Consider the following 14,995-nt stretch of genomic DNA (forward strand, 5'->3'; position numbering starts at 1 on the left):
TGTTGTCTTTTCTTTTTTAAATTGAACGTAATTGGGCAATCCGCTCTTTGACAGCCTCTTGTTTTTCAAGGTAGTCTTTTTCTTTTGCACGTTCTGCTTCCACGACTTCATCTGGTGCATTTGACACAAAACGTTCATTTGAAAGTTTGCCTTGCACACGTTTGACTTCTTTTGTCCATTTGTCTAATTCTTTTTCTAAGCGAGCAATTTCTTCCTCGATATTAATCAAACCAGCTAATGGTAGGAATAGTTCTGCGCCTGTTAATACAGCGGACATAGCTAATTCTGGCGCTTCTATTTCACGGCTGATGACTAATTCTTCTGGATTACAGAAGCGTTCTAAGTAGCTAGTATTAGCTGTTAAAAATTCTTCTACTTCTGTATCGTTTGTTTTAATTAACAAGGTGATTGGTTTAGAAAGTGGTGTATTCACTTCTGCTCGAATATTCCGAACCGAACGAATGACTTCTTTCAGAACTTCCATTCCTCGAGCTGCTGCTTCATCGTTAAATTCTTCATGAACAACTGGGTACTCTGCCACAACCAATGACTCACCTTGATGCGGAATTTTCTCCCAAATTTCTTCTGTTACAAACGGCATAATTGGATGCAATAAACGTAAGATTTGGTCCAATGTGTACACCAAGATGCTCCGTGTTGTTTGTTTAGCCGTTTCATTTTCTCCGTAAAGAATCTCTTTACTCATTTCAATGTACCAATCACAGAAATCATCCCAGATGAAGTTGTATAATTGGCGACCTGCTTCACCGAATTCAAAGCGATCAAACAACTCTGTCACACGGGCGACTGTTTCGTTTAAGCGCGTTAAAATCCAACGATCAGCGACAGTCTTTTCACCACTAAAGTCAATATCTGCAGCAGTCATACCTTCTACATTCATGATAACGAAGCGACTTGCATTCCAAATCTTATTGATAAAGTTCCAAGAAGCATCCATTTTTTCATAACTAAAACGAACATCTTGGCCTGGAGCTGAACCATTTGATAAGAACCAACGCAACGCATCTGCGCCGTATTTTTCGATGACATCCATTGGGTCAATCCCATTCCCCAATGATTTACTCATTTTGCGACCTTGCTCATCACGAATTAAGCCATGAATTAAGACATTTTGGAAGGGACGTTCACCTGTAAACTCTAAACTTTGGAAAATCATGCGACTTACCCAGAAGAAGATGATGTCATAGCCAGTAACTAATGTGCTTGTTGGGAAGTAACGTTGGTAATCTTCGCTTGCTTCATCCGGCCAACCCATCGTTGAAAATGGCCATAAAGCAGAACTAAACCATGTATCTAAGACGTCACTATCTTGAACCCAGTTTTCACTGTCGGCTGGTGCTTCCATTCCAACATACATCTCGCCCGTTTCTTTGTGATACCAAGCAGGAATTTGATGGCCCCACCATAATTGTCGCGAAATAACCCAATCATGTACATTTTCCATCCAACGTAAAAACGTTTGATTGAAGCGTGGTGGATAAAACTCTACAGCGTCTTCTGTTTCTTGGTTTTTCATTGCTTTTTCAGCTAGTGGTCCCATTTTTACAAACCATTGGGTCGATAAACGTGGTTCCACGACAACGCCTGTTCGTTCTGAATGGCCCACACTGTGGTTCATTGTTTCGATTTTAATTAAGCGACCTAATTCTTTCAAGTCAGAGACAATCGCTTTACGTGCGGCAAAACGATCCATTCCTTCGTATTTTCCAGCCAGCTCATTCATCGTGCCATCTTCGTTCATAACATTTACTCGAGGTAAGTCATGACGATTACCGACTTCAAAGTCATTTGGATCATGGGCAGGCGTGATTTTTACAACCCCTGTTCCAAATTCCATATCTACGTAGTCATCCGCAATAATTGGAATTTCTTTATCGACTAGTGGCAAGATAACTGTCTTACCAATAAGTTCCTGATACCGTTCATCTTCTGGATGGACCGCAATCGCCGTATCTCCCAACATTGTTTCAGGACGTGTTGTCGCAATTTCAACAACGCCAGAACCATCTGATAATGGGTAGCTCATGTGGTAAAAAGCTCCTTCAATATCTTTATGAATTACTTCGATATCAGACAATGCTGTTTTCGCTTTTGGATCCCAGTTAATGATATATTCACCACGGTAAATCAAATCTTTCTCGTAAAGAGAGACAAACACTTTACGAACGGCCTCAGATAGCCCTTCATCTAAAGTAAAACGTTCACGGCTGTAATCTAAAGAAAGGCCCATTTTTGCCCACTGCTCACGAATATGAGAAGCATATTCTTCTTTCCATTCCCACACTTGATCAACAAATTTTTCACGACCTAAGTCGTAACGTGAAATCCCTTGTTGTGCTAGTTTCTCTTCTACTTTTGCTTGCGTGGCAATTCCGGCATGGTCCATTCCTGGTAGCCATAACGTGTCAAAGCCTTGCATTCTTTTTTGGCGGATAATCATATCTTGTAATGTTGTATCCCAAGCATGCCCTAAGTGTAGTTTCCCTGTTACATTGGGTGGTGGAATAACAATTGAATAGGGCTTCGCTTTTTTGTCGCCGCTTGGTTTAAATAAATCTTGATCTAGCCATTTTTGATAACGGCCAGCTTCGATTTCTGTCGGTTGATATTTCGTTGGTAAGTTTTTTTCTTCTGACATTTTTTCCCCTTCTTTCTTAAAATACGCGATTTGGAGCGGTAATTATTTTACAAATGAGTTTTTTTTGGCTAAACACTAAAATACGCCCTAAAATACTTTCGTATTTTAGGGCGTAGATTTATCTTATTTACGCGGTACCACCTAAATTGCATTTGACTTGAATTCATTCAAATGCCACTCATTCGTGAGATAACGTTCACGAAACGAATCGTTCTACTAACGTACTGTGTTCAAACCATTGACTCACAAGCTACCTTCTCACTGGTTGTGTAAAAGTCTTGCACCTGAACGACTTTTTCTCTAAAACGACGCCAATGATACTCCTCTTGTTCGCTGTCTTTGCTTCATTCTACAATGAAGCGCAAGCAAAGTCAATTTGTAATCTAGAGGGATTACACTTTTTTTGCAGCTTCTAACGCTTGTTGATAATCGGGTTCCGACGAAACTTCTGAGACGATTTCTTCATAAACTAACGTTCCTTCTGGGTCAATCACAAAAATAGCACGTGCTAAACGGCCCATTTCTGGAATATACAAACCATAAGTTGCACCAAATGAGTCTTCAGTATCATGAAGCATCTCCATTTCGACACCCTCAGCGGCACACCAATTTGCTTGTTCTTCGACTGTATTATTGGAAATTGTGATAATCTGAATACCGTCTAATTTCGCCGCTTCTTGATTGAAACGTTTCGTTTGTAGTGAACAAACACGTGTGTCGATATCAGGAACCACACTAATTAAAACCGTTTTACCTTTATAATCTGCCAAGTTGATTTCTTGGTTGTTTAAATTTTTCAAAGAAAAGACGGGAGCTTTTGTGCCAACTTTGGGCTGTTCACCTGTCAATTCTAATACGTGCCCTTTTCTTGTAACATTCATTCTGAAATCCTCCTTTTCCACTTTCAATCATAAGTATAGTAGAGGATTTTTATGAAGACAATTTTATTGCTTTGGGCTATTTGCTAGTGAAAAAGTTTCATTAAAATAAATCAGTGTTTGCAGTTCCGTTGTTAAATCAATATACTGCACACTAACGTTGGCTGGCACACTGACACGGTCTGGCGCAAAATTTAAAATCGCAGTCACACCCGCTTGAACAATTTTATCGATGGCTTTTTGGGCATGGTGACTGGGTACTGTAGAAATGGCTACCGTAACCCCTTCTTGTCGAACGAATGCTTCTAACTCAGACATATCATGAACTAATAATCCATTAATCGTGGTGCCAACTAAAGCTGAATCATTATCAAAAGCACAGACAATATTCAAATTCTCATTGCGTCTAAAATTATTTTTTAGTAATGCCTTGCCTAAATTGCCACAACCAATCAGGGCAATTCTTTTTTCTTCTTGCGTATTTAAAATATTACTAAATACCTCAATTAAATACGGCACATCGTAACCATAACCGCTTCGGCCCAGTTCACCAACGTGGGAAAAATCACGCCGAATCGTTGCAGAAGGAATCTGGATCATTTCACTAAACTCTCGTGATTTAATGCGTTTAACACCAGAATCCCCTAACATTTTTAAATAACGTAAATAAACCGGCAAACGTTTTGCCGTTGCTTTAGGCATTTTTTTCTCCATCCTCTGTCCTCCTTGTTACCTACTTCACATATTCAGTTTATCACGGTTCCTCTCTCCGAGCAACTTGTTTGTGAAATAAGTACAAAATAAATACAGTGACGTCTAAGCGATCATCACTGTATTTATTTCTTATAGGAAATCCGCAAATTCGTCTTCTTGTTTATCTTTCGCTGTTTCTGCTGAAATCTCTGTAATTTTGAGCCCTTCTAAGGCCCGAGCCATTAAACCTTCTAAGTCTAAACGCGCTTCATAATCTTGCGCTTTATCCAAGCGAGGTCGTGTTTTCGGTTGCGGTGGTGCAAAAATTGTACAACAATCTTCAAACGGTTGGATGGCTAATTCAAACGTATCAATTTTTTCGGCAATTTCGATAATTTCTGTCTTATCCATTGAAACAACAGGTCGAATTATCGGTGTTGAGGTAACCTCATTAATTGCTATCATACTTTGAAGTGTTTGCGAAGCTACTTGTCCTAACGATTCACCGTTAATAATGACTAAACCTTTCCGCATTTCACGAATTGCATCTGTTAAGCGTAACATTAAACGTCGGGTAATAGTCATTAAGTAGCCTTGGGGAACGACTCGTTTAATTTCTTCTTGAATTTCTGTAAAGGGCACTTCAATAAATTGAATAGTTCCTACATAAGGGACTAATTTTTCAGCTAAATCTTTGGCCTTTTGTAACGCTTGTTCACTTGTATAAGGCGGACTAGCAAAATGGACAGCTTCCACTTCCACGCCACGTTTCATAGCTAAATAACCAGCAACTGGCGAATCAATGCCTCCTGACAGCATCAACATACCACGACCACTGGTGCCCACTGGTAATCCACCCGCACCACGAATCGTTTCATAAGATAAATACGCCGCATCTTTACGAATTTCAATTCTTAAGTTAATATCAGGTTTTTTCATTTGTACTTGAATTTCCGGAATGGCTTCAATAACAGCGCCACCTAATTCTTGATTCAAGCCATTGGAATCAAGTTCAAATGAATGGTCCGAACGTTTAGCAGTAATTTTAAACGTCTTACCTGGCGTATAAACTTCCCGTACAACCTCTTGAACCATTGCACGAATCGCAGGCATTTCTTTTTCAATACGAATACTTGGCGAAAAATTTTGAATCCCAAACACTTTGCTTAGTTTTGGAATCACTTCTTCGCTGTCTTCCCCATTTAATAAAATATGCATTCTGTCTCGATCTGCATGGATTTTCAATGCTGGAAAATCAGCTAACGCACGTTTCACATTTTGTGCTAACTGCATGATAAACGTTTTACGATTTTTTCCTTTAGTTGATAATTCGCCATAGCGAACCATAATTTCTGTATATTTCACTCAATTAATTCCTCTCTATTCCTGTACCTTCACAGGTCAATGTCTTTGCAAATTATACATCAAATAAGGGGCGTTTTTCTAGTGCTTAGTCGAAAAAATAATTGATTCATAAGTTCATTGTCTTATGAATCAACTATTTGATCAATTTCTCTTACTTATTTCACATTCAATATCCACATAAACCCGATAAAAACAAAGAATAAGCCATACATAATTGGCGAAACTTCTTTGCCACGTTTTGCCGCAATCATTGTAATTGGATAGAAGATAAAGCCTAAGGCAATCCCATCTGAAATGCTGTATGTCAAGGGCATCCCTAATAATATTAAGAATGACGGAATCGCAATTTCCATCTCGTTCCATTTAATTTTGCTTAAGGATTGTGCCATCAAAACGCCAACAATAATCAACGCTGGTGCTGTAACTTGCGAAGTGACAACCGCTAACAAAGGAGAAAATAGTAAGCTGAAAATAAATAAAATCCCTGTTGTAATAGCTGTAATTCCTGAACGACCACCCACAGCGATCCCCGCAGATGATTCAACATATGCACCAACTGGCGAGGTCCCTAATAGAGAACCAGCTAGCATCGCTGTTGAATCAGCCGCTAAAGCTTTCCCCACACGCGGCATTTTATTGTCCTTCATAAAACCTGCTTGATTGGCTAAGCCCACCAACGTACCAGCGGTATCAAAGAATGTTACTAATAGGAACGTTAAAACCACGACCCACATTTGAATCGTATTGATATCTTTCACATGTCCTAACGCCACTAAAAATGTTGGCTCTAAACTTGGCGCGCTTGAAATAATCTTATCGGGCATTGGAATAACGCCTGTCGCTAAACCAACAATCGTAGAAATCGCCATCCCAATAAAAATACCACCAGGTACTCGACGAACTAACAAAATTGCAGTTACGACCAAACCGACAATGGTGACCCATGTTGAGCCAACATTCAAAGGTCCTAAGCCAACGAGTGTCGCATCATTTGCCACAATTAAGCCACCTTGGCTTAAACCAAGAAAAGCAATAAACAACCCAATCCCACCTGAAATTGCAAATTTCAAGTCTGCAGGAATTGCATCAATAATTAGCTCGCGTAATTTAAAAATTGTAATTAAAATAAATATCAATGAAGCCACAAAAACGCCTGCTAATGTCGTTTGCCAAGGAATCCCCATACCAACAGAGACTGAATAAGCAAAGAATGCATTAATTCCTAAAGCTGGTGCTGTCGCAATCGGATATTTTGCCAACACACCCATTAAAATACAACCTAAGGCACTCGCTAAAGCGGTGGCAGTAAAAACAGCTCCTTCGTCCATGCCAGAAGCACCTAGTACGGTTGGATTAACGAACAAAATATACGCCATTGAGATAAATGTTGTGAAACCAGCTAACATTTCTCGTTTCATATTCGTATTCAATTGTTCAAGTTCAAAATATGAACTTATTTTTTCTTTCATGTTCCGTCCTCCTAAAATCCAGACATTTTACAATGTTCGTAAAATATTCAATTTATTAATGAAACAACGTGTTTAATCATATAATAAACCAACAAATAAGTAAATATCAAATTCTAAATTCTGTAAAAAACGAACAATCACGGTCAAAGAGGTCGGGACAGAAGTGTTTAACTCCGAGAACCGAGTAGGTACTATTCAACACTCTCAAAGGCTTAAATACATCGAGGAATCGCAGATGTCATCTATTTGCTTTGCAAATAGTGTTTCTCAGCACTTAAAAAGGCTAAACTACGACGAATGCTCACATAAGAAAGCCAATACGAAAATTGTCATAAAACACAACGAGGAACGAGTTGATGTTGCATGATACACTACACTCCGTTTTGTTCGCATCAATTTCTACGCATGGAACATGCTAGAATTGAAGGACCCGGTGTTCTATGATTTTTGGAGACCAAATAGGTATTGTTCATCACTTTCAAAGGACAAATTGCGACGATTAAACGCAGGAGCACTTGTAAGGATTGAACTACGACGAGTAACCGCAGGAGCACTTGTAAGGATTGAACTGCGACGAGTAACCGCAGGAGCACTTGTAAGGATTGAACTGCGACGAGTAACCGCAGGAGCACTTGTGAGGATTGAACTGCGACGAGTAACCGCAGGAGCACTTGTAAGGATTGAACTGCGACGAGTAACCGCAGGAGCACTTGTAAGGATTGAACTGCGACGAGTAACCGCAGGAGCACTTTCCAAGTTTTCCGTGATTCTCAACACTTGAAAGGGTTAAGATACGCCGAACACTTGTGTGAGAAAGTCAATTTCGGCTTATTGTTTTCTCGCCAAAGGCTCGTCACAGTTTTATCCTTGTAAGTTCCGAAGGGCCTTCACCAAGTAGGTACGATGATTTCATCTGTTCATGCTTCACAGTGAAACATCGCAACTCTTAGAGCTTTAGCTCTTTTGAAGGCTGGACTGTAACGAGACGTATGTCGAGAAAACACCTTAGAAGTTGTTGCTTCTGTTCCCGCCGTTTATCAATTTTTAAGCCTGGAACAAAAATCCAAAGTGATTTTTTTCCCAGGCTCAATTAAATCGTTTGTGTGGTCGGGCGAACAACCATTTCACTGATTGACATACGATCTGGCGTGTCTATGGCAAAGGCCACCGCTTGCGCAATATCTTCCGCCTTTAAGCCCCAGCTTAACTGTTCTAGATGTAACGTTTCGGCTACTACACGATTAGAAATTGTTTGATAAAGTTCTGTTTGTACAGCACCTGGTGAAATAATCGTTGATTTAATGTTATTCTCTCTTTGTTCTTGTCGCAACCCTTCCATAATTGCTCGAACAGCAAACTTCGTTCCACAGTATACAGCCGAATCTGGATAAACGACATGTCCTGCCACAGAATCAGTAGCAATAATCTGCCCTGATTTTTGTTCAACCATAATTGGAAGAACTGCCGCAATGCCATTTAAAACACCCATAATATTAATATCTAGCATTTGACGCCATTCTCCTTTTGGTGCCTCAATAAGAGGTGCCGTGGGCATAACTCCTGCATTGTTAAAAAGAACATCAATTCGTCCATATTTTTCCATTGTAAACTTGATTACACGCTGAACTTCCTCTTCTCTCGTTACATCTACTTGTTGCACGAGAATCGTTGCTTCAGGAAGTTCTTTTTTTATAGCAATTAAACGTTCTTGTCGACGTGCTGCAATGACTAACTTCGCTCCTTTTCTAGCAAGTAAACGGGCTGTTGCCTCACCGATTCCACTGGAAGCACCCATGATAACAATAACTTTTTCTGATAATGATTTCATTATTTCTCCTCCTTATCTTCCTGAATCCAACGAATAATTTTAGCTGGTGTTCCTGCAACAATAGCGTTAGCTGGCACATCTTTAGTTACAGTTGCATTAGCTGCTACGATTGCATTTTCACCAATCGTAATACCTGGTAAAACAGTGACACCCGCGCCTAACCACGCAAATTTTTTAATGGTAATTGGTGCTAGCAATACACCTCGCCGTTTCATTGGCAGTTCCGGATGATTGACACTTAAGAGATTAACGTGCGGACCAATTAAAACATTGTCTTCAATTGTAATGCCTCCTAGATCAACAAACATAGCTGCCCGATTAATAAAAATATTTTTACCAAAATGTATATTGCGTCCAAAATCTGTATAAAAAGGCAATAAAATCGTAACGGTTTCGTCAATTTTGTCTTGGATAATCGTGGCAAGAAGATTCCTTACTTCATTATGTGTATAGGCTTGTTGATTTAATTCTATTAGATAGCGACTATTTTCCTCTTGAATCTGATGAATAAGTTGAAATAGTGGTTCATCTTTGTCAATGCTACCTGTTGCAATTAATTCTTGGAGATTTTTTGTAAGCATTCCTAATCGCCTCCTTTTTCTAAATTTATCGTAATACGTGACAACTCCTCTGTCTAATACTTATAATAAATAGATAAGTATGCGTTTTAGTTATAGGAGGGAAAGTAATGGAATTACGAGTGATTCACTATTTCTTAGCAGTGGTCCAAGAAAAAACGATTAGTGGCGCAGCCAAACAATTGCATGTATCACAACCAACATTATCTAAGCAATTAAAAGAATTAGAGGAAGAATTAGGCGTGACATTATTTATACGAGGAAATCGACAAATACAACTAACACCTGAAGGAGAATATTTAGCTAAACAAGGACAAGATATTTTAAGCTTAGCGAATAAAACAGTCACCAACTTGTCGAAAAATGAATTCATTAATGGCGAAATCACGATTGGTGGCGGCGAAACAAAAGCTATGTCTTTCTTAGCGAACGCACTACAACAAATAACAAGCCAGCAATCAGCCGATATTCACCTGCATTTATACAGTGGGAATGCAGATGATGTAATAGAACGGCTAGACAAAGGGTTATTAGATTTTGGTTTAATTATTGAACCTGCACCTAAACAAAAATATAACTATTTAACATTACCAATTGTAGATACATGGGGCTTAATTACTGTGAAGGACCATCCCTTAGCCACTAAAAATGTTATTACTGCAGCCGATTTAAAAGAAGAACCTTTATTTATTTCTCGACAAGCACAAGTTCCGAGCCAACTCTCTGATTGGCTCGAAGCAAGTCTAGATCAGTTCCGAATCGTCGGAACCTACAACTTACTTTACAACGCTTCACTGATGGTAGAAGCTGGGCTAGGTAGCGCCCTAAGCATTGACGGTATTCTAGAAACAAAGCAAACAAATTTACGTTTTATCCCGCTACATCCTGCTTTAACAGCCAAAATTAGTTTAATCTGGCGAAAAAATACGGTTCTTTCCACAGCTGCTTCATTATTTTTAGAACAAATAAAAAAAAATATTCAACGACCTGAATAATAGGTCGTTGAATACTTTTTTAAATCATCACTGTGATCGTAGCTGCTGCCAAAATCAAAACTAAGCCGATAATCGTTACGGTCATTTCCTTGGCTGTTTTCTTTTGTCCTAAGAACCAAATACCTGTCAACGTTGCAAGGACAACTGATGTTTGGGATAGAATAAAGCCAGTTGCCAAGCCGTTCATATCTGGCTGCGCTGAAATTAAATAAGTTAACGCTGCAAAGGCGAAGAAAAAGCCTGAAAAAACTTGTTTGTAGGAAACAGCTTCTATAAATGGCGATGTTTCCCCACCCTTAACAGTGACAACTGCTGAGTAAATAACTGCAACAATTACCATGCCTATTGCTTGTGGTAAAAAGGCATGCATGCCATCAATTGCCGTCGCTTGGGGCGCTGCAGAGTACGCCCAATAGCCGATTTCACCAACGGCTAATAAAAGAACTGCTTTTTTCATAATCCCAGCACTTTCAGCGGATTCCGTTTCCGACCAGACCGTCATTTTGGCACCAATCATGATTAACACTAAGGCAAATGCGCCTAATAATTTAGCTGTCGCTCCTGGCCAATTTCCTAAGAAAAAGACACCCCAGAGAGAAGCACCTAGAAGTTGGAACGCGGTCGTTACTGGCATGGCACGTGATGAGCCAATCATCGTGAAGCATTTAAACGTAATGATTTGCGCACAAGCCCAACCGACACCAGATAAAATTGAAAAGAATAAATCCATGCCCGCTGGAAAAGCCAAACCATTAATCATTGAAAAAATAGCGGCGAAAATTAATGTTCCTAAACTGGTGCCAAGAATTTGATTCACTGGACGTCCACCAATTTTTGAAGCGATTGTTGGGAAAAGCCCCCAACCTAGAAGCGGTCCTAAACCAATTAATAATGCAGTTGCATTCATCTCTATTTCCCCTCTCTCGTTTAAAAGACAACGTTACTTTCTAATAAAATATTTGCGTAAGGAGTCATTTCTCCTGTCCGAATAAAGGCATGGCAATTGTTTAATTCTTGTTTCATTTCTGTATGAGGAATAAAACTGATAGGGGTTTCGGGTAAACGAGTTTTAATTGCTGTCAACATGTCTGGATTTTCTGTTTTAATTTCTTCTGCTAAATAAATTCGTTGAACTGCCAATTCCTCAAGAACATTGTTTAAAACTTCCATAAAACTAGGGACGCCATTGGTAACTGCTAAATCAATTTTTTCTGTAGTTCGAGGCACAGGCATGCCTGCATCACCAATACTTAATTTATCAAAATGACCCATTTGTGCAATGACGCGGGAAATATCTGAATTAATGACTTTTGTTTTTTTCATGTCGCTCGCTCCTTTTTATTTATCTGCCAATTCGTGTTGATAAGGAATAGAAGGTTGGGCTCCAAAACGTTGCACAGTTAGAGAGGAGGCCTTGTTTCCATAACGAATAGCTTCTTCCAAATTGCTAAAGTCTTTTTCTAATAGACTACTTAATGCGCCAATAAAAGTATCGCCAGCAGCCGTTGTATCAACCGCCTTCACTTTAAAAGCAGGCACAATACCACTTCGACCATTGACGTCATAAAAGGCGCCTTTACTACCTACTGTAATAATTACTGCTTCAATCCCTAATTGATGAAGTGTATCCGCAGCTTTACGCATACTCGCTTCATCTGTGATTTTAATGCCTGTTAAAATTTCGGTTTCTGTTTCATTTGGTACAATCATATCTGTAACGTTTAGTAATTCTTCAGGAACTTGTTCTAACGCAGGTGCAGGATTTAAAATCGTTTTGACGCCTGCTTTTTTAGCAATTTTAAAAGCTGCAATCGTACTGTCAATCGCACTTTCAAATTGGGCAATCACAAAATCACTTTTTTCAATAATTTCTTGATGTTCCTGTACTTGTTTTGGCGTAAAGGCGTTATTGGCCCCCGCATAAATCATAATGCTATTTTCACCAGCATTATCCACCATAATAAAGGCTTGGCCAGTAGCTGTTTTTTCTAAAGTGGTGACCCCAGTTAAATTAATTTCATCTTGACTCATTAAATCAGTCATCATAGCTCCAGCGCCATCATTTCCCACAGCACCAATAAAATATGTTTCTGCACCTGAACGTTTCGCTGCAACTGCTTGGTTTGCTCCTTTACCACCACCCGCTGTAAAATGTTCAATGGCGTGAATTGTTTCGCCTGGTTTTGGCATTTCTTTGACTCTTAATGTCGTGTCTAAATTGATACTTCCAATAATTGTAACCGCGTTCATTTTCATCCACCTCAATAAAATTTATTTTTCCATTCTAATTAAAACGTTTTAGTAAAACGTTTTAATTCCACAACAAAAATATAGCACACCTTGAAAGCTATTTCAAGGGTGCTGTCGAAAATCGTTCAATCAGTTGGACAGGCAAGGTTTGCTCTTCCCAATCTTTTGTAGGCTGATGGATTCTTTCTAATAATAAAGTCGCCGTAGTTTGCCCCAATTGAAAAACAGGTTGAGCAATTGTTGTTAGCGGCGGCGAAACATACTCGCACATGTCAACATTGTCATAACCAATAATACTATAATCCTCAGGAATCTTTTTGCCCGCTTCTGCTAATCCTCGATATAAACCAAAAGCAATTTCATCATTGATAGCAAAAATTCCTGTGCTCTCTGTTTTTAAAATCTCAGGAACAGCTTGGTAGCCACCAATTTTTGATAATTCTGTTTCGATCAACTGGACCTTTTCCGTATAAACAGAACAAAAACCTTTTAACCGTTGCTGAATATTGACTGGCGCATGTGGCGGCATTACCACGATGACCTGTTCATGTCGTTGCTCTTGCAAATGTTTTGCTGCTAGTTGCCCACCTCTGTAATCGTCTGTCAAAACAGCATCACTAAAGCCTTCTGCTTTTTTTTGGTCAAGTACAATAAAAGGAATCTTTTTTGCACGTAGGGTTTCATTAATCGTTTGATTGGAAATTTCAGAACTCGCAATCACAAAACCATCGACACTGCGACGAATCAACTCTGTTAAATATTCATGTTCTCTTGTAACATCTTGGTCCGCATTGCATAACATCAGTATAAAATTTTCTTTGTATAAAACACTTTCAATTCCTCGAATCAATTGCGCAAAAAATGGATTGGTAATATCAGGTACGATTACGCCAATCGTCTTACTTTTTTTCATCACCATACGTTGCGCAAAATAGTCCGGCTGATAGTTTAATCGCTCTTTTGCAGCCAATACTTTTTCGACCGTTTTCCCACTAAATCGTGCCCCGTTCCCGTTTAAAATTTGTGAAACGGTAGTAATGGAGACACCTGAGTCATTGGCAACATCTTTAATTGTAACCTTTTTATTTGTCATCCTACTTCTCTCCTTGCCGTGAACGCGCCCATTCACCAGACCTCTTAATCTCATTTAATTTACTACAATCATTTACTTTACGCAACCACAAATAAATACGTACATTCGTTTAAACCGTCCTTTCCTCCCTTCAACAAATTTCGTTATTCTACTTTTAAAATGTTATACTGTAGAAAAAATGATTTACTTTGCTGAATGGAGGGCCTCAATTGAAAAAGAAAGCGATTGGTTTGTTGTTAGCTAGCGCATATTTGTTCCACGCACGTTCTCGTCAAAAATCCTTAAAAGCTTGTCTTTTTGAAGATTCTTTACGTCTTTCCCAAATTGCTCGACTTGAACGAAATCCGAAAGTTACCAAGGCTTTTTATCATTGGCAACGATCATTAAATGAACAAGTAGCTTTGCCAAAACATTTACGTCATCTTTTTCCTCTTCAAGAAATGACTCAATTTCCTACGATGTATCGTATGTCGAACTCCGTTATTGCGCCTACCAAGAAAGCTATACTGTACCTACATGGTGGGGGCTTTACACTGAATCTCGCCTATAGCCAATTAGACTTTAGTTATAAACTAATTGAAGATCTCCCTTTTGCAACAGATTATTTTATCCCTGTATATCCATTAGCACCAAATAAGTCTTTTGCTGATATTTACAATCATTGCTATGCTGCTTACCAAGAAATTTTACAGCATTATGACCCCAAAGATGTTATTTTATTAGGTGATTCAGCTGGTGGCACATTGGTTTTAAACGTATTGCAGAACTTAGTCACTGATTCCCCTGAATGCTTACCCAAAGCTGCTGTTTTAATTTCTCCTTGGTTAGATGGACACTTAGACATTCCCGTTGCCAAAAGTTATCAAAAAAAGGACAAAATGATTGGCATGAACTATTTACAATTAATTGCTCAAGAGATTGACGACACAGCTAATCACGCCACGCTTTCTTTAAATTGCTTGTCCTTTGATTATCAAAAATTTCCGCCACTTTTTTTCGTGGGCGGCACACATGAAGTTTTTTGCCCTTCCTATCACCAATTTTTAAAACAATTAGGGCCACGACCACAAGATACTTGCCGATTGGTGCCTGGCATGCAACACGTTTTCGCAATGAAACAATACTTGCCAGAAGGACGACAAGCACGGCAACAAATTGCGCAGTTTATCCAAGAACAATTGTAAAAA

The 14,995-nt window shown here is 39.1% G+C and carries 13 protein-coding genes and 1 other annotated feature; of the genes, 2 read left to right on the top strand and 11 right to left on the bottom strand.

Annotation, left to right across the window (positions count from 1 at the left end; all coding sequences use genetic code 11):
- Positions 1 to 16 precede the first annotated feature (16 nt).
- The 7 genes from IGL49_RS10465 to IGL49_RS10495 all read right to left on the bottom strand — a co-directional run bounded on the left by IGL49_RS10465 (position 17) and on the right by IGL49_RS10495 (position 9,473).
- Positions 17 to 2,659, bottom strand: a complete 2,643-nt coding sequence (locus tag IGL49_RS10465) for a valine--tRNA ligase (RefSeq protein ID WP_104854155.1) — start codon at positions 2,657 to 2,659, stop codon at positions 17 to 19.
- 103 nt (positions 2,660 to 2,762) lie between these two features.
- Positions 2,763 to 3,002 (bottom strand) — a binding site (T-box leader).
- A gap of 49 nt (positions 3,003 to 3,051) precedes the next feature.
- The gene (gene tpx / locus IGL49_RS10470) at positions 3,052 to 3,540 is read right to left on the bottom strand and encodes a thiol peroxidase (protein WP_104854154.1); all 489 of its coding nucleotides are present in this window, start codon (positions 3,538 to 3,540) and stop codon (positions 3,052 to 3,054) included.
- A gap of 63 nt (positions 3,541 to 3,603) precedes the next feature.
- Positions 3,604 to 4,251 (bottom strand): redox-sensing transcriptional repressor Rex, encoded by a 648-nt coding sequence (locus IGL49_RS10475; RefSeq protein ID WP_002365189.1) that lies wholly within the window; start codon positions 4,249 to 4,251, stop codon positions 3,604 to 3,606.
- Between the two features lie 129 nt (positions 4,252 to 4,380).
- Positions 4,381 to 5,595, bottom strand: coding sequence for a tRNA uracil 4-sulfurtransferase ThiI (gene thiI, locus IGL49_RS10480; protein ID WP_104854153.1), 1,215 nt, complete (start codon positions 5,593 to 5,595; stop codon positions 4,381 to 4,383).
- A gap of 155 nt (positions 5,596 to 5,750) precedes the next feature.
- Entirely contained in the window at positions 5,751 to 7,064 is a 1,314-nt protein-coding gene (locus tag IGL49_RS10485) for an NCS2 family permease (RefSeq protein WP_104854152.1), read from the bottom strand.
- 1,090 nt (positions 7,065 to 8,154) lie between these two features.
- On the bottom strand, positions 8,155 to 8,892 hold the full coding sequence (locus IGL49_RS10490) for an SDR family oxidoreductase (protein WP_104854149.1): 738 nt from the start codon (positions 8,890 to 8,892) through the stop codon (positions 8,155 to 8,157).
- A complete protein-coding gene (locus IGL49_RS10495) occupies positions 8,892 to 9,473 on the bottom strand; it encodes a DapH/DapD/GlmU-related protein (protein WP_104854148.1) in 582 nt (193 codons plus the stop codon). The genes IGL49_RS10490 and IGL49_RS10495 overlap by 1 nt, the downstream gene beginning before the upstream one ends.
- 107 nt (positions 9,474 to 9,580) lie before the next feature.
- Between IGL49_RS10495 and IGL49_RS10500 the strand changes: the two genes are divergently transcribed.
- Entirely contained in the window at positions 9,581 to 10,465 is an 885-nt protein-coding gene (locus IGL49_RS10500) for a LysR family transcriptional regulator (RefSeq protein WP_104858173.1), read from the top strand.
- Positions 10,466 to 10,484: 19 nt separating this feature from the next.
- Here the strand turns inward: IGL49_RS10500 and rbsU are convergent, their stop codons facing one another.
- From rbsU to rbsR, 4 genes are all read right to left on the bottom strand, one after another.
- On the bottom strand, positions 10,485 to 11,372 hold the full coding sequence (rbsU, locus tag IGL49_RS10505; RefSeq protein ID WP_104854146.1) for a ribose/proton symporter RbsU: 888 nt from the start codon (positions 11,370 to 11,372) through the stop codon (positions 10,485 to 10,487).
- A 20-nt stretch (positions 11,373 to 11,392) separates the two neighbouring features.
- Entirely contained in the window at positions 11,393 to 11,788 is a 396-nt protein-coding gene (rbsD, locus tag IGL49_RS10510; protein ID WP_002355102.1) for a D-ribose pyranase, read from the bottom strand.
- Positions 11,789 to 11,803: 15 nt separating this feature from the next.
- Positions 11,804 to 12,721, bottom strand: coding sequence for a ribokinase (rbsK, locus tag IGL49_RS10515; protein ID WP_174108245.1), 918 nt, complete (start codon positions 12,719 to 12,721; stop codon positions 11,804 to 11,806).
- A 91-nt stretch (positions 12,722 to 12,812) separates the two neighbouring features.
- Positions 12,813 to 13,808, bottom strand: a complete 996-nt coding sequence (rbsR, locus tag IGL49_RS10520; RefSeq protein WP_104854144.1) for a ribose utilization transcriptional repressor RbsR — start codon at positions 13,806 to 13,808, stop codon at positions 12,813 to 12,815.
- Between the two features lie 209 nt (positions 13,809 to 14,017).
- On the opposite strand from rbsR, the gene IGL49_RS10525 reads away from it, so the two are divergent.
- Entirely contained in the window at positions 14,018 to 14,992 is a 975-nt protein-coding gene (locus tag IGL49_RS10525; protein ID WP_104854143.1) for an alpha/beta hydrolase, read from the top strand.
- The last annotated feature ends 3 nt before the right edge of the window (positions 14,993 to 14,995 follow it).

The sequence above is a fragment of the Enterococcus sp. DIV1337a genome, assembly GCF_051712285.1.
GTDB lineage: Bacteria > Bacillota > Bacilli > Lactobacillales > Enterococcaceae > Enterococcus > Enterococcus faecalis.